20 protein-coding genes are annotated in these 19917 nt (G+C 70.9%); 14 read left to right on the top strand and 6 right to left on the bottom strand.

Annotated elements, in window-relative coordinates:
- Nucleotides 1-24 precede the first annotated feature (24 nt).
- The 5 genes from Q1V88_RS00985 to Q1V88_RS01005 all read left to right on the top strand — a co-directional run bounded on the left by Q1V88_RS00985 (nt 25) and on the right by Q1V88_RS01005 (nt 4542).
- Nucleotides 25-723 carry a lysophospholipid acyltransferase family protein gene (locus Q1V88_RS00985; RefSeq protein WP_300676398.1) on the top strand — a complete coding sequence of 233 codons (699 nt, stop codon included), beginning with the start codon at nt 25-27 and terminating at the stop codon, nt 721-723.
- A 109-nt stretch (nt 724-832) separates the two neighbouring features.
- Nucleotides 833-2161, top strand: coding sequence for a bifunctional o-acetylhomoserine/o-acetylserine sulfhydrylase (locus Q1V88_RS00990; protein WP_300676403.1), 1329 nt, complete (start codon nt 833-835; stop codon nt 2159-2161).
- Between the two features lie 3 nt (nt 2162-2164).
- Nucleotides 2165-3280, top strand: coding sequence for a homoserine O-acetyltransferase (locus tag Q1V88_RS00995; protein ID WP_300676410.1), 1116 nt, complete (start codon nt 2165-2167; stop codon nt 3278-3280).
- Between the two features lie 58 nt (nt 3281-3338).
- On the top strand, nt 3339-3800 hold the full coding sequence (locus Q1V88_RS01000) for a helix-turn-helix domain-containing protein (RefSeq protein ID WP_300676419.1): 462 nt from the start codon (nt 3339-3341) through the stop codon (nt 3798-3800).
- A gap of 28 nt (nt 3801-3828) precedes the next feature.
- Entirely contained in the window at nt 3829-4542 is a 714-nt protein-coding gene (locus Q1V88_RS01005) for a nucleotidyl transferase AbiEii/AbiGii toxin family protein (RefSeq protein ID WP_300676430.1), read from the top strand.
- Between the two features lie 12 nt (nt 4543-4554).
- Here Q1V88_RS01005 and glpK read toward each other — a convergent pair whose 3' ends face one another.
- Both glpK and Q1V88_RS01015 read right to left on the bottom strand, forming a co-directional pair.
- A complete protein-coding gene (glpK, locus tag Q1V88_RS01010; protein ID WP_300676453.1) occupies nt 4555-6033 on the bottom strand; it encodes a glycerol kinase GlpK in 1479 nt (492 codons plus the stop codon).
- 67 nt (nt 6034-6100) lie between these two features.
- Nucleotides 6101-7039, bottom strand: coding sequence for an NADP-dependent oxidoreductase (locus Q1V88_RS01015; protein ID WP_300676464.1), 939 nt, complete (start codon nt 7037-7039; stop codon nt 6101-6103).
- Between the two features lie 80 nt (nt 7040-7119).
- Here Q1V88_RS01015 and Q1V88_RS01020 point away from each other — a divergent pair, with 80 nt between their 5' ends.
- Entirely contained in the window at nt 7120-8460 is a 1341-nt protein-coding gene (locus tag Q1V88_RS01020) for a class II 3-deoxy-7-phosphoheptulonate synthase (protein WP_300676471.1), read from the top strand.
- A gap of 142 nt (nt 8461-8602) precedes the next feature.
- Here Q1V88_RS01020 and Q1V88_RS01025 read toward each other — a convergent pair whose 3' ends face one another.
- Nucleotides 8603-9394: a DUF1206 domain-containing protein gene (locus Q1V88_RS01025; protein WP_300676484.1), complete on the bottom strand. Its 792-nt coding sequence runs from the start codon at nt 9392-9394 to the stop codon at nt 8603-8605.
- Between the two features lie 164 nt (nt 9395-9558).
- On the opposite strand from Q1V88_RS01025, the gene Q1V88_RS01030 reads away from it, so the two are divergent.
- The 4 genes from Q1V88_RS01030 (at nt 9559) to Q1V88_RS01045 (ending at nt 13099) form a co-directional block, all read left to right on the top strand.
- On the top strand, nt 9559-10551 hold the full coding sequence (locus Q1V88_RS01030; protein ID WP_300676511.1) for a GntG family PLP-dependent aldolase: 993 nt from the start codon (nt 9559-9561) through the stop codon (nt 10549-10551).
- A gap of 182 nt (nt 10552-10733) precedes the next feature.
- Complete coding sequence (locus tag Q1V88_RS01035; RefSeq protein WP_300676522.1) at nt 10734-11648, top strand: deoxyribonuclease IV; 915 nt, start codon at nt 10734-10736, stop codon at nt 11646-11648.
- Complete coding sequence (locus Q1V88_RS01040) at nt 11645-12529, top strand: DMT family transporter (RefSeq protein WP_300676533.1); 885 nt, start codon at nt 11645-11647, stop codon at nt 12527-12529. The genes Q1V88_RS01035 and Q1V88_RS01040 overlap by 4 nt, the downstream gene beginning before the upstream one ends.
- Before the next feature lie 72 nt (nt 12530-12601).
- Complete coding sequence (locus Q1V88_RS01045) at nt 12602-13099, top strand: GNAT family N-acetyltransferase (protein ID WP_300676546.1); 498 nt, start codon at nt 12602-12604, stop codon at nt 13097-13099.
- On the opposite strand, the gene pknB is transcribed toward Q1V88_RS01045, so the two are convergent.
- The gene (gene pknB / locus Q1V88_RS01050) at nt 13089-15038 is read right to left on the bottom strand and encodes a Stk1 family PASTA domain-containing Ser/Thr kinase (RefSeq protein ID WP_300676556.1); all 1950 of its coding nucleotides are present in this window, start codon (nt 15036-15038) and stop codon (nt 13089-13091) included. The two genes, Q1V88_RS01045 and pknB, sit on opposite strands and share 11 nt — an antisense overlap.
- A gap of 140 nt (nt 15039-15178) precedes the next feature.
- Here pknB and Q1V88_RS01055 point away from each other — a divergent pair, with 140 nt between their 5' ends.
- The 3 genes from Q1V88_RS01055 to Q1V88_RS01065 are packed head-to-tail and all read left to right on the top strand — an operon-like array spanning nt 15179 to nt 16484.
- Nucleotides 15179-15562, top strand: coding sequence for an Rv2175c family DNA-binding protein (locus tag Q1V88_RS01055; RefSeq protein ID WP_300676567.1), 384 nt, complete (start codon nt 15179-15181; stop codon nt 15560-15562).
- Between the two features lie 5 nt (nt 15563-15567).
- On the top strand, nt 15568-16113 hold the full coding sequence (locus Q1V88_RS01060) for a ribonuclease domain-containing protein (RefSeq protein ID WP_300676570.1): 546 nt from the start codon (nt 15568-15570) through the stop codon (nt 16111-16113).
- Nucleotides 16110-16484 carry a barstar family protein gene (locus tag Q1V88_RS01065; protein WP_300676572.1) on the top strand — a complete coding sequence of 125 codons (375 nt, stop codon included), beginning with the start codon at nt 16110-16112 and terminating at the stop codon, nt 16482-16484. Before Q1V88_RS01060 ends, Q1V88_RS01065 begins: the two co-directional genes overlap by 4 nt.
- A 102-nt stretch (nt 16485-16586) precedes the next feature.
- On the opposite strand, the gene Q1V88_RS01070 is transcribed toward Q1V88_RS01065, so the two are convergent.
- Nucleotides 16587-17657, bottom strand: coding sequence for a polyprenyl synthetase family protein (locus Q1V88_RS01070; protein ID WP_300676581.1), 1071 nt, complete (start codon nt 17655-17657; stop codon nt 16587-16589).
- Nucleotides 17658-17679: 22 nt separating this feature from the next.
- Between Q1V88_RS01070 and metF the strand changes: the two genes are divergently transcribed.
- On the top strand, nt 17680-18570 hold the full coding sequence (metF, locus tag Q1V88_RS01075) for a methylenetetrahydrofolate reductase [NAD(P)H] (protein ID WP_300676593.1): 891 nt from the start codon (nt 17680-17682) through the stop codon (nt 18568-18570).
- A gap of 72 nt (nt 18571-18642) precedes the next feature.
- Here the strand turns inward: metF and Q1V88_RS01080 are convergent, their stop codons facing one another.
- Nucleotides 18643-19908: an NAD(P)/FAD-dependent oxidoreductase gene (locus tag Q1V88_RS01080; protein ID WP_300676606.1), complete on the bottom strand. Its 1266-nt coding sequence runs from the start codon at nt 19906-19908 to the stop codon at nt 18643-18645.
- Nucleotides 19909-19917: the final 9 nt, after the last annotated feature.

Here is a 19917-nt window from a genome sequence, read left to right on the forward strand (position 1 = left end):
GGACCATTCTGCAAGGATCAGGGTGTGTTCGAGCGACTCTTCTACGGAACGCTGAAGTGGATCGGGATCGGTCCCTGGCTGCGTCTGGTCTTCCGACCGAAGTGGGAGGGCGTCGAGAACATCCCCACCGAGGGTCCTGCGATCCTGGCCTCCAACCACCTGTCGTACTCCGACTGGCTCTTCATGCCGCTGGGTCTGCCGCGGATGGTGCGCTTCGTCGCCAAGGCGGAGTACTTCACCGAGCCGGGGGTGAAGGGCTGGTTCAAGAAGACGTTCTTCGCCGGCACCGGCAACGTCCCGATCGACCGCTCCGGCGCGTCGGCGGCCGAGGGCGCCCTGCTGGCTGCCAAGAAGGTGCTGGCCGAGGGTGAGCTCTTCGGCATCTACCCCGAGGGCACCCGCTCCCACGACGGCAAGCTCTACCGCGGTCGCACCGGCGTGGCCCGACTCGCCCTGGAGACCAAGGTCCCGGTGATCCCGGTCGCCGTGATCGGCACCGACATCGTCGCGCCGCCGGGCAAGGCGTTCGGCAAGATCGCGCACCCGGTGGTCCGCTTCGGCAAGCCGCTGGACTTCTCCCGCTACGAGGGCATGGAGAACGACCGCTACATCCTGCGCGCGATCACCGACGAGATCATGTACGAGATCCTCAAGCTCTCCGAGCAGGAGTACGTCGACATCTACGCCTCGGATGCGAAGAAGCGCGGCAAGAACGCCGCGTAGTCGGCCCCCGTCGCGCCCAGCAGGCGAGACAACCGCAAAGACTATTGAATCGGACGACTTTGTCGTCCACTCTCGGGTCGTTACCCACCCCTCTCTCCAGGAGTATCCGATGAGCAACGACTGGTCCTTCGAGACCCGACAGATCCACGCCGGCCAGAGCGTCGACCCGACCACGCACGCGCGGGCGCTGCCGATCTACCAGACCACGTCGTACACGTTCGACAGCGCCGAGCACGCTGCGGACCTGTTCGCGCTCAAGGAGTTCGGGAACATCTACACCCGGATCCAGAACCCGACCCAGGCCGCGGTCGAGGACCGGATCGCCTCCCTGGAGGGTGGTGTCGGCGCGCTGCTGGTCTCCTCGGGCCAGGCGGCGGCGACCCTCGCGCTGCTCAACCTCGCCGAGGCGGGCTCCCACCTGGTCGCCTCCTCGCGGCTGTACGGCGGCACCTACAACCTCCTCCACCACACGTTCGCCAAGCTCGGCATCGAGGTCACCTTCGTGGCCGACCCCGACGACCTGGAGCAGTGGCGTGCCGCGGTGCGCCCGAACACGAAGGCCTTCTTCGCCGAGACCATCTCGAATCCGAAGATCGACGTGCTCGACATCGCCGGTGTCGCCGAGGTCGCCCACGCCGCCGGGGTCCCGCTGGTGGTGGACAACACCATCGCGACGCCGTACCTGCTGCGCCCGCTCGAGCACGGCGCCGACATCGTGGTGCACTCCGCGACGAAGTACCTCGGCGGTCACGGCACCTCCATCGGTGGTGTCATCGTCGACGGCGGTCGGTTCGACTACGGGGTCGACCCGGCGCGCTACCCGAACTTCAACGAGCCCGACGCCAGCTACCACGGCCTGCGCTACGCCCCCGACCTCGGCGTCGGCTCGGCGTTCGCCGGCAACTTCGGTGGCGCGAACCTCTCCTACATCCTCAAGGCCCGGGTGCAGCTGCTGCGTGACCTCGGCACCGCGATCAGCCCGTTCAACGCGTTCCTGCTCGCCCAGGGCATCGAGACGCTGAGCCTGCGCGTGGAGCGGCACAGCGCCAACGCGCTCGCCGTCGCGTCGTGGCTGGAGAAGCACGCCCAGGTGGAGTCGGTGAACTACGCGGGCCTGGAGTCCAGCCCGTGGCACGACCGCCAGCAGCGCTACGCGCCGCTGGGCTCGGGCGGCGTGCTCGCCTTCGAGATCGCCGGTGGGGCCGAGGCCGGCCGGAAGTTCGTCGAGGCGCTGGTGCTGCACAGCCACGTCGCCAACATCGGCGACGTCCGCTCGCTGGTGATCCACCCGGCCTCGACCACGCACTCGCAGCTGACGCCCCAGGAGCAGCTGGCCTCGGGTGTGACGCCCGGCCTGGTCCGTCTCGCCGTCGGTCTGGAGAACCTGACCGACATCCTGGCCGACCTCGAGCTGGGCTTCGCCGCCGCAGGAGCCTGAGCGTTGCCGTTGACCACCCCGCACGACCCCGCCGCCCGCTCGCACGCCGAGGACCAGCGTCGCTACGTCGACCTGGGTGAGGTGATCCTCGAGTCCGGTGCCGCACTGCCGGTGACGGTGGCCTACGAGTCCTGGGGCGAGCCCCGGACCGAGGACGGCCGGGTGGTCAACGCGATCCTGGTGCTGCACGCCCTCACCGGCGACTCCCATGTCGCCGGTGAGGCGGGCCCGGCCCACCCCACCCCGGGCTGGTGGGGCGACCTGGTCGGTCCGGGCAAGGCCCTGGACACGTCCCGGTGGTGGGTGGTGGCCCCCAACGTCCTGGGTGGGTGCCGGGGCACCACCGGCCCGGGTTCGGTCGCTGGTGACGGTCGGCCGTGGGGCTCACGCTTCCCCGCGATCACGGTGCGTGACCAGGTCGCCGTCGAGGCGGCCTGGGCCAGTGCGCTGGGGATCGACACCTTCGCCGCCGTGGTCGGCGGGTCGATGGGCGGCATGCGCGCCCTGGAGTGGCTGGTCGGCCTTCCTGCACGGGTCTCCTCGGGGGTAGTGCTGGCCGTCGGCGCCGAGGCCAGCGCCGACCAGATCGGCACCCAGTCCACCCAGATCACCGCGATCACCGCCGACCCCGCCTGGCGCGGCGGCGACTACCACGATGTCGACGGCGGGGCCGGCCCGGTCGCCGGTCTGGGCATCGCCCGTCGGATCGCGCACCTGACCTACCGGTGCGCCGACGAGCTGGAGCACCGCTTCGGGCGCACCCGCGAGGCCGACGGTGAGACCTACTCGGTGGTGTCGTACCTCGACCACCACGCCGACAAGCTCGTCGGCCGGTTCGACGCCGGCTCCTACGTCGCCTTGACCGAGGCGATGAACGGTCACGACGTCGGGCGTGGCCGTGGCGGCGTACGGGCGGCGCTGGGGACGATCGCGGTCCCCGTCGGTGTCGGTGGGATCACCACCGACCGGCTCTACCCGATCGCGCAGCAGCGCCACATCGCCGAGGCGATCCCGGGCGCGCACTTCGTCGCGATCGACTCCGGGGCCGGGCACGACGGCTTCCTGGTCGAGTCCGAGCCGGTGGCGGCGCTGGTCCGGGAGACCCTGGCTCGGCTCTAACCGCAGGGAGACGTTTCTCATTGTTGACACTTGGTTCCAAATGTCTAAAATGAGAAACATGCCAGCAGCGAGTCCCTCCACGAGCCCGGAGCAACAGGCGGACCTCGAACGCCTGGGCGGTCGCCTGCGCGAGCGGCGCAAGGCTCTCGGCGTCTCGGCCGTTGCCTGCGCCGAAGCTGCTGGCGTATCGCGCGTGACGTTGCACAGGATCGAGGCGGGAAACCCTTCGGTCACGATCGGTGCCTACAGCAACGTGGCAGCCGCACTCGGTCTCCACCTCGGCGTCCCGGTCCTCGACGTACCGGGGGCAGCCTCGACGATGATCACGGTCGGCGACTACCCCGGCCTGCGGTCGCTTGCTTGGCAAACCGACGCTGGCACCACTGTGACCGAGACGGAGGCGCTCAACCTCTACGAACGGGGATGGCGACACCTTGAACAGGAGACTCTGACTGATCGCGAGAAGGCGTTCATTCAGCACCTCGCGGACACCTATAGCAACGGGAGACTCCTTGTTTAGGCGGCTCCACCACCAACGGGTAGCGGAGGTGCTGCTGGAGTTGGACGCCTCGCTCCTGGCTGAACACCACTGCTGGTTCGGAGGGGGTACGGCGATCGTCCTCGCCAACGGTGAGTTCCGCGAGTCCGTCGACATCGACTTCCTGGTCTCTGACCAGGGGGCCTTCCGGCAACTGCGTCAGATGGTGAGGGGCGGTGGGCTTCAGGCACTGACTCGGGGCGAGCTGGAGGTCGGGCGGGGCCCCTCCGTGGACGGCTACGGAATCCGAGCCTCGGTGCTTGTCGCAGGCGTGCCGATCAAGTTCGAGATCATCCACGAGGCCCGTATTGAACTCGACTCCCCGTCCGAGGCGGATGAGATCTGCGGCGTGCGCACCCTGGCACGAACTGACCAGGTTGCCAGCAAACTGCTCGCCAACGACGATCGCTGGGCTGACACGTCGGTGTTCAGTCGCGACATCATCGACCTGGCGATGATGAAGCCTGACGCCATCGCCCTGCAGGCTGGTGCTCGCAAGGCAGTCGATGCGTACGGCAAGACGGTGGGACAGAGTCTGGCGAGCGCAGTCTCCTACCTCCGTGAGCGCCCACACCGCCTCGACGACTGCGTCCGCGCGTTGAAGATCGACGCGCCGCGGGCGGTTGTCTGGCAGAACATCCGTGAGCTGTCCGGACGGTGCGGGAAGATCGAAGGTCTGGGGCAGGCGGCTGGCGGCACCGTCGGTAGCTCGCTCGGGTCCTAATCTGGTGACTCGTCAGTAGGCCCAGTCGCGGGAGCGCTCCACCGCGTTGCGCCAGCGGGCGTACGCCGTGTCGGCGGCCTCCCGGGAGGTGTGCGGCCCGAAGGTGGCCTCCTGGGCCCAGGTGGCCTTGATCTCCTCGAAGGAGCCCCACACTCCCGAGCCGAGTCCGGCCAGGAACGCGGCACCCAGTCCGGTGGTCTCCACCTGGGTCGGCCGCGAGACCGGGACACCGAGCTGGTCGGCCTGCATCTGGCACAGCAGGTCGTTGGCGGCCGCGCCGCCGTCCACGCGCAGCGAGGCCACGTCGGGCATCGTCTCGACCACGTCGCGGACCTCGAAGGCGATGGCCTCCAGGGTGGCGCGGACCAGGTGGGCCTTGGTGGTGCCCCGGGTGATCCCGACGATCGTGCCGCGGGCGTTCGGATCCCAGTACGGCGCCCCGAGCCCGGTCAGGGCGGGCACGAACATCACGTCGCCGGTGTCGGGGACCGAGGCCGCGATGGCGGCGGTCTCGGCGGCCGAGCCGATGATCTGGAGGCCGTCGCGCAGCCACTGGATCGCCGCGCCGGTGACGAAGATGGCGCCTTCGAGGGCGTAGGTCATCTCGCCGTCGGGGGAGCGCCACGCCGCCGTCGAGAGCAGCCCGGCGTCGGAGCGCACGATCTCGGTGCCGGTGTTGGTCAGGATGAACGAGCCGGTGCCGTAGGTGCACTTCGACTCACCGGGCTCGAAGCAGGTCTGCCCGAACAGTGCTGCCTGCTGGTCGCCGGCCAGACCGGTGATGGGCAGTGCCAGCCCGAGGAAGGTGCGGGCGTCGGTGGTGATCGAGGCGCCCCAGTTGGGGATCAGGTCGGGCAGAGCATCGCGCGGCACCCCGAAGAGCGCGCAGAGCTCGTCGGACCAGTCCCCGGCGTCGAGGTCGAACAGCAGGGTGCGCGAGGCGTTCGAGACGTCGGTGACGTGGTGCAGCCCGCGCGTCATCCGGGCGATCAGGTACGAGTCGACGGTGCCGATCGCGTAGCGCCCGGCCTGCACCAGCGCCCAGGTGTGCGGCTCGTTCTCGGCGATCCAGGTCAGCTTGGTCGCCGAGAAGTACGGGTCCAGGCGCAGCCCGGTGAGCTCACGGACCCGCTCCTCGTGGCCGCCGGCCTTGAGCCTGTCGCAGATGGCGGTGGTACGCCGGTCCTGCCACACGATCGCGCGTCGCGGTGAGCCGAGGGTCTCGCGGTCCCACAGCACGATCGTCTCGCGCTGGTTGGTGATCCCGATCGCGCTCAGCGGTCCGTGGGTGGTGGCGTCGTACGCCTGCAGCGCGGCACCGACGCAGGCCAGCGTCGAGGCCCAGATCTCCTCGGGGGAGTGCTCCACCCAGCCGGGCTGGGGGAAGTGCTGGGGGAACTCCTGGTAGCCGCGGGCGACGATCCGCCCGTTCGGGGCGACCACGAGCGCGGTCATCCCGGTCGTGCCGGCGTCGATGGCGAGAACACTCACGCCCCGACCCTAGACCGAGATCCGGGTTACCCACCGTCCAGATCCGGGTTACCCACCCGAAAACGAGTCAGGGGAGCAGGATCACCTTGCCGGCGGCGTGCCCCTCGGCGACGTAGCGGTGCGACTCGGCGACCTCGGCCAGCGGGAACGTCGTCACCACCCGGACGTGGAGCTTGCCCGCGCCGGCCAGCGCCAGCACCTCGGGGCGAGCCGCGGCACGCAGCTCCAGACCGAGCTCGGAGCCAGGACCGCCACCGATCTTCTGCACACCCGCCTCGACCGCGTGCGGTCCGCCGATGATCGTGGTGATCCGGCTGCGGTCCTCGACCAGCGCGAGCGAGACGTCGAACGCCTCCGGGGTGCCGACCAGGTCGATCGCGGCGTCGTACGGGCCGGCGGCCGTGGCCCGCTCGAGCAGACCCTCGCCGTAGGCGATCGGGGTCGCGCCGAGCTTGTGCAGCAGGTCGTGGTTGCGCGGCCCTGCGGTGCCGACGACGCTCGCCCCGCGCAGCAGCGCGAGCTGGATCAGGAGCTGGCCGACCGAGCCCGAGGCGCCGTGGACCAGCACCCGGTCACCCTCGCCGACGCCGACCTTCGTCAGAGCGTGGACGGCGGTCACCCCGACCAGCAGCAGGCCCGCGGCCTCCTCCCAGGTCAGCGAGGCGGGCTTGGCGAAGACGTCGCCGACCGGGACGTTGACGGCCTCGGCGTACCCACCGGAGATGCGGAACGCGACGACCTCGTCACCCACCGCGAACGAATCCACCCCGGGGCCGACGGCGGCTACCACGCCGGCGACCTCGTTGCCCGGCTTGAACGGCAGCTCGGCGGCGTCCGACCACGGGAAGCCCTCGCGCATCTTGAGGTCGACGGGGTTGACTCCGATCGCGCGTACGTCGATCTGGACCTCGCCGGAGGCCGGGTCCGGCAGCTCCACGGACTCCAGCTGGAGCACCTCGGGGCCACCGAGTTCGTGGACGCGGACGGCGGTCGTAGTACGGCTCATGTGGGTCCCAACATCCGTCGGAGTGTCCATGATTCCCCGTCCCCGCGAACTAAGGCGCGCCTTACCCGTATCCTGATCCGGTGAGCACCATCCCGTCCCTTGAGGACCTCCACGCCCTCGGCGCTGCTCAGCAGCCGACCTACCCCGACCAGGCCGCCCTCGCGTCCGTGGTCGACAAGCTCCGTACGGCCCCGCCGTTGGTGTTTGCGGGCGAGTGTGACGAGCTCAGCGAGAAGATCGCTGCCGTCACGCGGGGCGAGGCCTTTATCCTGCAGGGCGGCGACTGCGCCGAGACGCTGGCCGGCGCCACCGCCGACAACGTCCGCGCCAAGCTGCGCGTCCTGCTGCAGATGGCTGTCGTCCTGACCTACGCCTCCTCCGTGCCCGTGGTGAAGATCGGCCGCCTGGCCGGCCAGTACGCCAAGCCGCGCTCGAAGGACACCGAGACCCGCGGGGACGTCACCCTGCCGGCGTACCGCGGCGACGCCGTCAACGGCTTCGACTTCACCCCCGAGGCCCGGATCCCGAACCCGCAGCGACTGCTCGACGTCTACCACGCGTCCGCGTCGACCCTGAACCTCGCCCGCGCCTTCGTCACCGGTGGGTACGCCGACCTGCGCCAGGTCCACACCTGGAACCAGGACTTCATCAAGGACTCGCCGTTCGCCTCACGCTACGAGGCCCTGGCCGGCGAGATCGACCGCGCGATGGCCTTCATGCAGGCCATCGGTGTGGCCGACGCCGACGAGTTCCACCGGGCCGACTTCCACTCCTCGCACGAGGCCCTCGTGCTGGAGTACGAGCACGCTCTGACCCGGATCGACTCGCGCACCGAGCAGCCGTACGACGTCTCGGGCCACTTCGTCTGGATCGGCGAGCGCACCCGCCAGCTCGACGGCGCCCACGTGGAGCTGCTCAGCAAGATCAAGAACCCGATCGGTGTGAAGCTCGGCCCGACCACGACGCCCGACGACGCGATCGCGCTGGCCGCGAAGCTCAACCCGGGCAACGAGGCCGGTCGCCTCACCTTCATCACCCGCTTCGGTGCCGGCAAGATCCGCGAGGGTCTGCCGCCGATCATCGAGAAGGTGAAGTCGGAGGGCCTCCAGGTCGCCTGGATCACCGACCCGATGCACGGCAACACGTTCGAGGCCACCTCGGGCTACAAGACCCGCAACTTCGACGACGTGCTCGACGAGGTCCAGGGCTTCTTCGACGTCCACCGCTCGCTGGGCACCTGGCCCGGCGGTCTCCACGTCGAGCTCACCGGTGACAACGTCACCGAGTGCGTCGGCGGTGGCGAGCAGCTCGGTGCCGACGACCTGGCCACCCGGTACGAGTCGGTCTGCGACCCGCGCCTGAACCGGGTGCAGTCCCTGGAGATGGCGTTCCTCGTCGCCGACATGCTGCGCAAGGCCTGAGCCTGATCCACAGCGCCCGGTCGGACTCCTCGGAGTCCGGCCGGGCGTTCTGCATCCGCCGAGATCCGGGTTACTCACCGCCGAGTTCCGGGTTCGCCACCGGTGAGATGTGGCTCGGTCGCCACGGAGTGAATGCAGGGTGTCAGAGCCTGGCGTAGCGGGCCCGGGCGAAGGAGAACAGCCCGTAGGCCATCAGCCCCACCGCCACCACCGCCAACAGTGCCTGCCCGGCCGGTGCCTCGCGCAGGGTTCGCAGCGCACCGTCGAGCCCCGAGGCCTCGTGCGGGTCATGGCGCAGGGCCGCGCCGACGAAGAGGCAGCCGACCACCGCGAGGGCGACCCCCTTGGCGACGTACCCGACTTGACCGAGCCGTACGACGGTCAGCCCCGGGTGCTCGGTCAGCTCGTCGAGGAACCCCGTCGTGACGCCCTTGTAGACGTGATAGGCGCCGACGGCCACGACCGCCAGCCCGATCACGACCACCAGGACGACCCCCATCGGTGCGTCGAGGAGGCGGGCGGTGAAGGTCCGTGACTGCCGCCCGCTCGAGCTCGATCCGCCGCGGGCGAAGGTCAGCGCGGTCCAGCCCACCGCGAGGTAGACCACCGTCTTCGCGCCGGCCTTGATCTTGTCGCCGAGCTCGGCGCCGGTGATCGTCTCGGTCAGCTGCCACAGCGCCAGCCCGAGGAAGCCGGCTACCGCGACCCAGAGCAGCACGTGGCCGAGGGTGTTGTCGGCCAGCGTCGACAGGGCGCCGGACTGATCGGCCTTGCCGTTGCCGCTGCGGTGGCCGCCGAAGGCTACCTGGAGCGCGATCCAGCCGATCAGGAGATGGAGCAGCCCGTTGACCACGAACCCGACCCGGGCGGCACCGGTGAGGGCGTCGTGGTTGCCGGCCCGTCGCGCCACCCGAGTGACATCGTTGGTGTCCATCGCCTCATGGTGGCATCCGTTGCGCCGAGATCCGGGTTACTCACCGCCGAGATCCGCATTCGCCACGGTCGACTTCCGGGTTACTCACTGCCGAGATCCGGGTTACTCACCGTTCGGCGAGGCCCGTCGGCGGCGATCAGCGGCGCCGGTGATTCAATCGAGTTGTGATCGACCTGCGCTCTGACACCGTCACCCGACCCACCGACGCGATGCGGGCGGCGATGGCGTCGGCCGAGGTGGGCGACGACGTGTACGGAGAGGACCCGACCGTACGCCGTCTCGAGGAGCGTGTCGCAGAGCTGTTCGGGCACGAGGACGCCGTCTTCACCCCGACCGGGTCGATGGCGAACGTGCTCGCGGTGCGGACCCTCGTCGGGGTAGGTCAGGAGGTGCTGTGCGAGTCCCTGGCCCACATCGCGCGGGCCGAGCTCGGCGCCCACGCTGCCTTCACCGGACTCACCATGCGGACCTGGACCTCACCCACCGGCGGCGTCGACCTGCAGCAGATCCAGCGCCTCTACGCCCCCGACATGGGTCCGTTCTTCGTGCCCACCGCGGCGGTCTCGGTGGAGAACACGCACAACTTCGCCGGGGGAGCGGTGACCTCCATCGAGGACCTCCAGGCACTGCGAGCCTGGGCGGACTCGGTCGGTGTCGGCGTACACCTCGATGGCGCCAGGATCTGGAACGCCCACGTCGCGACGGGCGTGCCCCTGACGTCGTACGGCGCCGTGGCCGACGTTGCGGCGGTCTGCCTGTCCAAGGGGCTGGGCGCCCCGATCGGGTCCCTCGTCGTCGGGTCTCGCGAGGCGATGGCCGAGACCCGCGTATGGCGCAAGCGGATGGGCGGCGGGATGCGTCAGGTGGGGATCCTGGCCGCGGCCGGACTGCACGCCCTCGATCACCACATCGACCGTCTTGCCGACGACCACGAGCACGCCCGGCTGCTGGCCGATGCGGTCGGTCTCGACCCCGCGACCGTCGCCACCAACATCGTGGTTTTCTCCCGCCCTGATGCGCCGGGGTTCGTCGCCCGGGCCAAGGAGGCCGGGGTCCTGATCAGTGCCGTCGGGCCCGAGACCGTGCGGCTGGTGACCCATCTCGACGTCTCGGCAGCGGACGCCACCCGGGCGGCGTCGATCCTGGCGGTGCTGTAGCCGTACGCCGGTGCGACCGTGGTGAACCCGGATCTCGACCGTGGTGAACCCGGAATTCGACCGTGGTGAACCCGGATCCCGACCGTGGTGAACCCGGAATTCGACCGTGGTGAACCCGGAATTCGGCGGTGGTGAAACCGGAATTCGGCGGGGGATAGACCCACCCCTAGGCTGGTGTGATCATGCAGAACCCGGCACAGACGCTCGACATCGATTACGCCCAGTCCCGACCTGTGGGGACCCACGTCCAGGTCGGCAAGGGGCTCGTTGCCGGGGCGCTCGCGAACGCTGACGCGCTGGGCTGCGAGACCATCCAGATCTTCGTCGGTAACCCGCGTGGCTGGGCCCTGAGCGCCGGCAAGCCCGCCGAGGACAAGGCCTTCCGCGCCGAGATCGAGCGGCGCGGGATGCGCGCCTTCATCCACGCGCCGTACCTGGTCAACCTCGGGTCGCCGACCCCGGCGACGTACGAGAAGAGCGCAGCGGTCGTCGCCCACAATCTCAAGCGTGCCGCCGAGATCGGGGCCGAGGGCGTGGTCGTCCATACCGGCTCCTTCGTCGCGCCCGCCGCCGACGACGCCGAGGCTGAGGAGCGGTTCGCCGCCGCGCTGCGCCAGGTACGCGAGGCGCTGCTGCCCGTGCTGGACACCCTCGACGGCGACGACGCCCCGTGGCTGCTGCTGGAGCCCACCGCGGGCCAGGGCCGGTCGCTGTGCGCCGGGGTCGAGGACCTGAGCGCCTACCTGGGCGCCCTGGACCTGCACCCCAAGGCGGGGATCTGCCTCGACACCTGCCACGTCTTCGCCGCCGGCGCCCCGCTCGACGACGAGGGCGGGACGAGCGCCACCGTCGACCGGATCGTCGAGATCGGCGGCGAGGGCCGGCTCCGGCTGATCCACGCCAACGACTCGATGGACGTCCGCGGTGCGTTCAAGGACCGCCACCAGCAGATCGGCCAGGGCTACATCGGCACCGGCGCGTTCTCCGAGCTCTTCGCCCACCCGGCCACCGCCGGCGTGCCGTTCATCCTGGAGACCCCCGGATCGCGCGACGCCGACAACCCTGACATCGCGCTGCTCAAGCAGCTGCGCGGATGAAGCGCGCCGCCCTCGCCCCCACCCTCGTCTTGCTGATCGTCACCGCGAGCTGGGGATCGACCTTCCCGCTCACCAAGGACCTGATCACGCGGGTGCCGGTGCTGGACTACCTCGGTCTGCGGTTCACCCTGGCCGGGATCCTCCTCATCCTGATCGCCCCCGCCGCCGTACGTCGTCTCCCGCGCGATCTGGCGGTGCGCTCGGTGATCGTCGGCGTGATCTACGCGCTGGCCCAGATGCTGCAGACGCTCGGGCTGGCGCACACCTCCTCGACGGTCTCGGGGTTCCTCACCGGGCTGTACGTCGTCCTCACCCCGGTCCTGGCCTGGCTGCTGCTGCGCCAGTGGATCGGCCGCTCCACCTGGGTCGCCGTCGCCCTGGCCGCCGTCGGCCTCGCGGTGCTCTCCCTCAACGGCTTCTCGATCGGCTACGGCGAAGGTCTGACCGTGGCCTCGGCCGTGCTCTACGCGCTCCACATCGTCGCGCTCGGCTTCTGGACCCGGCCCGAGCACGCCGTCGGCGTCTCGACGCTGCAGCTGCTCTCCATCGGAGTGGTCTGCCTGGTCTGCGCGGCCCCGAACGGGATCACGTTCCCCGACCGACCGGTGGACTGGGCGGCGTTCGCCTACCTGACGGTGGTGGCGGGTCTGCTCGGCATGCTGGGCCAGACCTGGGCCCAGGGGCATCTGCCCGCCACCCGGGCCGCGATCATCATGACGATGGAGCCGGTCTTCGCCGCGACCTTCGGGGTCGCGTTCGGTGGCGACCACTTCACCGGACGGATGGCGGTGGGCTGCGTGATCGTGCTGGTGGCGATGCTGCTGGCCGAGCTCGGGCCGCGACGTCATCCCGAGGTCGAGGTCCCGCACCTGGCGGCGTGAGTGGGCACCTGACCCCTGTGGGATGCCGCTCGCGACGCGGAGCACCGGTGGATCGCCGCTAAGGTGACGCCCATGCCCCGGATCACGATCACCTCGGTCGGCTCGCCCGCCGAGCTCGATCTGGCGATGCTGATCTGGGCCGCCGCCAACCGGACCCGACCCCGCCCGGCCGGCCCGGAGCGACTGGAGCGGATCCGGGAGCGGGTCGGGGACGGCGAGGTCGTGCTGCTCGCGCACTACGGGGCGCGGCCCGCGGGGATGGTGCTGGCCGAGGTGTTCAACGAGGCCGGAGCCGACGGGCCCGTGGGCGACGTACGCCCTGACACCGGGCACGTCTCGATGATCGCCGTCGACCCGGCGGTCTGGGGCTCGGGGGTGGGCGCCCGGCTGCTCCGGGAGGTCCAGTCGCGCTGGCCGCGGCTCTCGGTCTGGATCCGCACCGACAACCGGCGTGCCGAGCGGCTCTTCGCCGGTCGTGGGTTCGTCGACATCGAGAACCTGAGCCATCTGCAGGACGGCGAGGAGATCCGGCAGTGGGTCTGGGATCCCGCGATCGCCCTCAGACGATGATCAGGGTGATCGTCGAGCCCTTCGGCACCTTGGTGCCACTGCCGGGGTTGCTGGAGTAGACGTAGCCCAGCCCCAGATAGATCGAGGCGTGCTCGGTGCGGACCTTGAAGCCGAGCGCCTCGAGCTTCGCGGTCGCCGCGGCCACGCCGCTGGCCTTGAGGCCACCGGGCACCGCGATCAGCTCGGGGCCCTTCGAGACCTCCAGCGCGACCCCATCGCCCTTGTACTTGGTGCCGCTGGTCGGGTTCTGCGAGATCACGACGCCCTTGGCGACGGTGTCGCTGAAGGACTGGGTGGTGGTGACCTTGAGGCCCGCCTGGGTCAGCGCCTTCTGGGCGGCGTCGCCCTTCTTGCCGACCCAGCTGGTGAGCTTGATCGGCTGGCGGCCCTTGGAGACCCACAGGTCGACGCTGGCGCCGGGGCGCAGCTGGGTGCCGGCGACGGGGTCGGTACGGATGATCTGGCCCGTGGGCACGGTCTCGGACCAGGTCGGCTGGTTCTGGCCGACGGTCAGCTTGATCCCCTCCAGGGTGGAGGTGGCGGCGTCGACGGTGGTGCCGACCAGGTTCGGCAGCGCGTAGACCTCCGGCCCCTTGGACAGGGTCAGGGTCACGGTGCCGCCGTTGAGCACCCGGTTGCCGCCAGCGGGGTCGGCCCGCATCACCAGGCCCTTGTCGGTGGTGTCGGACCAGTCGGGGTCACCCACGGTGACGTCGAGGCCGGCTGCCTGGAGCTTGCTGGTCGCCGCCGCCTGGGACAGGCCGAGGACACCCGGTGCGGTGGTGTAGCGGCCGAAGCCGAACCACCAGGCACCCACGCCGACCGCCGCCACCAGCAGCACGGCCAGCAGCACCGTGACGGGTCCGCGACGGCGGCGACGCCGGGCGGCGGGCTCCGGCGCCGGTGCGGGAACGGGGACAGGTCGTGAGACCTCGGCCGTACGCCGCCGCACGGCGGTGTTCTCGGCATCGACGGCCCCGAGGTGCTCGACGATGGTGTGCTCGGCCGCGGGCCGGGTCGGCAGGGCCAGGTCGGTGGTGAGCTCGATGTCCTCGCTCACCCCGCTGGCCAGGGCCTGGGCGACACGCTGGCTCTGGCGCAGCATCACCGCCGCGTCAGCGGGCCGCAGGTCGGGGTCGCGGGCCGTGGCCCGGGCGACCAGCGCGTCGACGTACGGCGGGATGTCGGGGACCAGGGCGGACGGGGCCGGCACGTCCTCGTGGACGTGCTTGTAGGCCACCTGGATGGGGGAGTCGCCCTCGTGCGGCTTGCGTCCGGTGAGGAGCTCGTAGAGCATCACGCCGACGGAGTAGACGTCGCTGCGCTGGTCGGCGCGACCGTTCGAGACGATCTCGGGTGCGATGTAGGACACGGTGCCGATCAGCACCCCGGTCGAGGTGTGCTGGGTCTCGGCGGTGACCGCGCGGGCCAGGCCGAAGTCGGCGACCTTGATCCGGCCGTCGTCGGCGATCAGGACGTTCTCGGGCTTGATGTCGCGGTGGATCAGGCCGGCGCGGTGGGCTGCGGCGAGCGCGGACAGGACCGGCACCGTCAGGGCCAGGGCGCGGGTCGGGGACAGCGGGGCGCCGTGGGACATCTGGTCGCGCAGGGTGGTGCCGCGGACCAGCTCCATCACCAGGAACAGGGTGCCGTCGTCGTCACCCTGGTCGAAGACCTGCACCACGTTGGGATGGTCGAGGCGTGCGGCGGCCCGGGCCTCGCGCACGAACCGGGCGGCGTACGCCTTGTCGTCGCCCATCCCGGCGTGCATCACCTTGACCGCGACGATCCGGTCCAGGCGGCGGTCATGGGCCTCGTACACCGTGGCCATCCCGCCGCGCGCGATCCGCGCGGTCAGCAGATAGCGGCCGTCGAGGATCCGGCCGAGCAGCGGGTCGCTGGCAGCGTCGCCACCGCGGGCAGCACGGCGCTCGCGCATGGGGACCTCCTGAACAGCGTGGACCGGGGGGAAGAGGGGACGACTCGGCAGAACCGTCGACCGGAACCGCTCCATCGTACGGAGCCCACCCAGGGTCGCGGGTGCGACGCGCCCAGGCTTGCACGCCTAGGATTCACCCCATGAGTAACGACCTTCCGCTCGCCGACCAGGATCTCGCCGCCCTCGTGGAGGAGTGGATGGACTGGAGCGAGGTCGCCGCGCTGCTCGGCGTCTCGGTGGGCAAGGTCCGCACGATGGTGCGTGACCACGAGCTTGCCCACGCCGTGCCCGAGTTCGGCGGCAAGCGCTCGGGGCTGAAGATCCCGGCGCTCTTCCTCGACGGCCACGAGATCGTCAAGGGCCTGCCCGGCATCCTGACCGTGCTGCACGACGGCGGCTACGACGACCGTGAGGCGATCGCCTGGCTCTTCCTCGACGCCGACCTGCCCGGCCGCCCGATCGACGCCCTGCGCGAGAACCGCGGCTCGGAGGCCAAGCGTCGCGCCCAGGCGATGGCCTTCTGACCCGGATGCTCGGGCTGTCCCGCGCCACCTGGCGCACTCTCGGGTCGCTCGCCCTGATCGTCGTGGTCGGGGTGGCGTGGCTGCTCACCCAGAACGGCTCGGACTCCTCGGGCGACACCGCGAGGTCGTCGACCTCGGCCAGGTCCTCAGCCTCCGCCAGTACGTCGGCCACGGGCGGAGCCACGCACACGGGCTCGTCCTCGTCGGCCGGCTCAGGCTCGTCGGCCGGTTCAGGCTCGTCGAAGGCGTCGGGCACCGACCCGGTCAGCGGCCTGCCCTGGATCGCGGCGTCCTCGCTGCCGACCCAGGCCCGCGAGGTGCTCAGTGCCATCGACGCCGGTGGACCGTTCGCCTACCCGGGCAAGGACGGGTCGACGTTCGGGAACTTCGAGGGCGTGCTGCCGACGAGGTCGCGTGGCTACTACCACGAGTACACCGTGCCGACCCCGGGCGCCTCGAACCGTGGCGCCCGCCGGATCGTGGCCGGATCGGCGGGGGAGCTGTACTGGACCGCGGACCACTACGACCACTTCTCCAGGATCAAGCGATGAGGCCCGGGGTGAGCCGAGCCCTCGACGTGTCGGGTGCCGAGGTGCTGGCCCGCGCCGAGGCCGAGGGCGCCGCCGCCCTGATCCTCGACTCGACCGGGGACCGCACCACGTCGGCCTTCCTCACCACCGCCGGACGGGTGCTCGGGGCGGGCGACGAGTTCGGCCACAACCTCGATGCGCTCTACGACGTGCTGCGCGACCTCGACGACCCGGCGGTGCTGGTGTGGAGCGGCTGGGCCGACCTGGCCTTGGCCGACCCGCGGGCCTTCACCGTCCTGGTCGGCCTGTTCGCCGACCGCTCCGAGGAGGCGGCGCTGAGCGTCGTGCTGGTGGGGCAGGGGCCCGCAGTCGACGTGCCGCTGCTGCCCTGACGCCGACTTCCGGGTTCGCCACCGTCGACTTCCGGGTTCACCACCGTCGACTTCCGGGTTCACCACGGCCGACTTCCGGGTTTCCCCCGTCGGCGGGGTCGCTCAGACGCTGCGCTGCGTCGCGGCGTCGCCCAGCGCCGCGAGTGCCGCCCGGGCGGGCTCGGCGATCGCCAGCCCGGCCAACGCTGCGTCGGCCGTGGCCGTCAGGGCCGTGATCGTCTCCTCCACCGCGTCCAGCGCGCCGGAGTCGGTGATGATCGCGCGGAGCCGGTCGACCTCGGCGTCGCTGAGCGCGGTGGCCAGCGACCGGTCCAGCAGAGCGGCGTCGGCGTCGGGAGCACCGGCCAGGGCGTGGGCGACCAGGACGGTGCGCTTGCCCTCGACCAGGTCGTCGCCGGCGGGCTTTCCGGTCGCTGCGGGATCGCCGAAGACGCCGAGGATGTCGTCGCGCAGCTGGAACGCCTCACCGATCGGGAGGCCGAAGCCGGAGAGCGCGGCGATCTGGTCGGGGGTGGCCCCGGCCAGGGCCGCCCCGATGTGGATCGGTCGCTCGATCGAGTACTTCGCCGACTTGTAGCGCAGCACCGTCATCGCGGTAGCGACGTCGGCCTCGGCGCGAGCCTGCACCGAGACGTCGAGGAACTGGCCCGCGATCACCTCGGTCTTGCACAGGTCGAAGATCTCCAGGGCGGGGCCCAGCACGTCCCACCCGAAGCCCGTACGCCGCAGCAGCTCGTCGGCCCACGCCAGCAGCAGGTCGCCCAGCAGGATCGCCCCGGCGGCGCCGTACGTCGTCGACGGGCCGGTCCAGCCGAACTCGGCATGCTGGGCCTCGAAGTGGCGGTGGGTGGCGGGGCGTCCGCGGCGGCTGTCGGAGCCGTCCATGTAGTCGTCGTGGATCAGGGCCGAGGCCTGCAGCAGCTCCAGGGCGGCACAGGCGCGGATCAGGGCGGTCGCCGTCCAAGCGTCGCCGGGCTCGGCGAAGGCACGGTAGCCCCAGTAGCAGAACGCCGCCCGGAAGCGCTTGCCGCCGGCCACGCTCGCCCGGGCCTGGGCGAGCAGACGCTGAGCGTCGGAGCCCAACGGGGCCAGCACCTCGGCCTGTCGGTCGAGGAAGCCGTCCAGCTCGTCCTGGACCTGTCCACGGAACGTCGCCTCATCCCACTGGGTCACCCGGTCACCCTAGGATGGGGCCATGCCAGGCACGAGCACGACCCCCATCAGCGAAGTGATCCGTCAGGGCGGTCGGTCGTTCTCGTTCGAGTTCTTCCCGCCGAAGGACGAGGCCGGCGAAGCCCGGCTGTGGGAGGCCATCGAGGCGCTGGAGCCCTACCGCCCCTCGTTCGTGTCGGTGACGTACGGCGCCGGCGGCACGACCCGCGGCACGACCGTGAGGGTGACCGAGCGGATCGCCCGGGAGACCTCGATGGTGCCGATGGCGCACCTGACCTGTGTGGGGCACACCGCCGCCGAGATCGACTCGATCCTGGCTGAGTACAAGGCCGCCGGGGTCGCCAACATCATGGCGCTGCGTGGCGACCCGACCGACGGGCCGCGAGCGGAGTGGACGACCACCCCGGGCGGCTTCACCTACGCCTCGGAGCTGGTCGAACTGGTCCGTGGGCACGGTGGCTTCGACATCGGGATCGCGGCCTTCCCCGAGGGTCACCCGACGGCCTCCTCGCTCGACACCGACGCCGACGTGCTGGTCGCCAAGGCTCGTGCCGGTGCGACCTTCGCCGTCACCCAGATGTTCTTCAGGGCCGCCGACTACTTCGGTCTGGTCGAGCGCGTCCGCGCCCGCGGGGTCGACATCCCGATCCTGCCCGGCATCATGCCGATCCTGAACCTGAACGCGATCCGTCGTCAGGGCGAGCTGATCGGCACCTCGGTGCCGGCCGAGATCGTCGCCCGGATCGAGTCCCGGCTGCCCGACGCCGAGGCGGTCCGTGCCGAGGGCATCGCGATCGCGGCGGAGCTGTGTGAGGAGCTCCTCGAGGGCGGCGCCCCGGGCCTGCACTTCTACACGCTGAACCGGTCCAAGGCGACGCTGGAGATCTTCGCGAAGCTGAACCTGACCGTCTGACACCGAGATCCGGGTTCGCCCCCAGCAACGGTGGGAAACCCGGATCTCGGCGGTGGTGAACCCGGAAGTCGATCAGGGCTGACCGATGGCTGCGGCCACGAGCGCAGCCGACATCCCGGCGAAGGGCAGCCCGTCACCGGAGATGCTCGCTGCGCCGGCGGCGTACAGACCCTGGTACGGCGTCAGCGGGCCGACCCGGTCGCCCAGCGTCGCTCGACCACGCCAGGTCACCCCGAGCGGGGAGCCGTGGAACCGGGCGACGACCTCGGCCGGGGAGACGGTGTGCTGGGTGAGGATCTGCTCGGGCTTGATCTTGATCCCGTGGCGCCACAGCACCAGGTCGATCTCCTCGGCGATCGCGCCCCGCACCAGCAGGGTCCAGGCCACCGCCCCGTCGGGTGCACGGCCGCCGGGGCGCACCGTCACCAGCGGATCGCCGTGCAGCACCACGTCGTGGGTCAGCTCGGGCACGTCGGCGCTCAGCCCGAGATAGACCACCGTGGGCGGGATCGATGGCATCGTCTCGCGGGCCAGGGGCGCCAGGGTCGGCAGCGCGCGCGGGTCGATCGTGACCACGACGGCGTCGGCCTCGATCCTCTCGCCGCCCACGGTGACGCCGACGGCGCGCCCGTCGTGCACCACCACGTCCTCGACCGAGCCGGCGACCACCTCGACCTTCCGGGTCGCCAGCCGGCCGACCAGGGCCTCGCGCAGCGCGCCCATCCCGCCGACCGGTCGCCAGGCGCCGAAGCGCTGCTCCAGGTAGGCGCTCAGCCCTGCCCACGCTGGCACGTCGCGCAGGGTGTGCCCGGCCAGCTCGAACGGGTAGCGCGCCACCTCGCGCAGGTGCTTGTCGCGCAGGTCGTGCCGGATCCGACGGTGCAGCGACGTGCGGGCGTTCAGGGTCCGCTCCAGGTCGCGGGGGAGCATCGCGGAGCGGTTCTCGAACAGGTGCTGGCGGGTCGCCTCCCAGATCTCCCCGTACGGCGCCACGTGGTCCACCCACGCCTGGCCGAGCTCAGCCAGCTGGGAGGCCCGCGATCCACCGGTGAGCCGGAGCACGGTGCCGTCGCGCCAGCGGTGCTCCCGGATCACGTCGACCGGCTCGAGGTCGAGCTCGCGCTCCAGCGGACGCCCGGACTTGCGGAACAGGTCGCGGGTGACGGCCGGGAGCAGGGTGTGGGAGGCGAGGTCCCAGGAGAAGCCGTCGGCCTCGTACGGCGTCAGCGCACCGCCCAGGTCGGGGGAGACGAGGGTGACCTGATGGCCGAGCTTGGCCAGTCGGAGCGCTGAGGCGAGTCCTGCGAAGCCGCCACCGACCACTGCTACCCGTGTCACGGGCGCTGA

The sequence above is a fragment of the Nocardioides sp. genome (assembly GCF_030150155.1).
Lineage (GTDB): Bacteria > Actinomycetota > Actinomycetes > Propionibacteriales > Nocardioidaceae > Nocardioides.

Coding starts and splice junctions, on each gene's coding strand:
- Q1V88_RS00990 (WP_300676403.1), top strand. CDS start 833: ATGAGCAACGACTGGTCCTTCGAGACCCGACAGATCCACGCCGGCCAG.
- Q1V88_RS01060 (WP_300676570.1), top strand. CDS start 15,568: ATGCTCGGGCTGTCCCGCGCCACCTGGCGCACTCTCGGGTCGCTCGCC.
- Q1V88_RS01040 (WP_300676533.1), top strand. CDS start 11,645: ATGAAGCGCGCCGCCCTCGCCCCCACCCTCGTCTTGCTGATCGTCACC.
- metF (WP_300676593.1), top strand. CDS start 17,680: ATGCCAGGCACGAGCACGACCCCCATCAGCGAAGTGATCCGTCAGGGC.
- Q1V88_RS01015 (WP_300676464.1), bottom strand. CDS start 7,039: ATGAGCCGTACTACGACCGCCGTCCGCGTCCACGAACTCGGTGGCCCC.
- Q1V88_RS01055 (WP_300676567.1), top strand. CDS start 15,179: ATGAGTAACGACCTTCCGCTCGCCGACCAGGATCTCGCCGCCCTCGTG.
- Q1V88_RS01000 (WP_300676419.1), top strand. CDS start 3,339: ATGCCAGCAGCGAGTCCCTCCACGAGCCCGGAGCAACAGGCGGACCTC.
- Q1V88_RS01025 (WP_300676484.1), bottom strand. CDS start 9,394: ATGGACACCAACGATGTCACTCGGGTGGCGCGACGGGCCGGCAACCAC.
- Q1V88_RS01065 (WP_300676572.1), top strand. CDS start 16,110: ATGAGGCCCGGGGTGAGCCGAGCCCTCGACGTGTCGGGTGCCGAGGTG.
- pknB (WP_300676556.1), bottom strand. CDS start 15,038: ATGCGCGAGCGCCGTGCTGCCCGCGGTGGCGACGCTGCCAGCGACCCG.
- Q1V88_RS01045 (WP_300676546.1), top strand. CDS start 12,602: ATGCCCCGGATCACGATCACCTCGGTCGGCTCGCCCGCCGAGCTCGAT.
- Q1V88_RS01035 (WP_300676522.1), top strand. CDS start 10,734: ATGCAGAACCCGGCACAGACGCTCGACATCGATTACGCCCAGTCCCGA.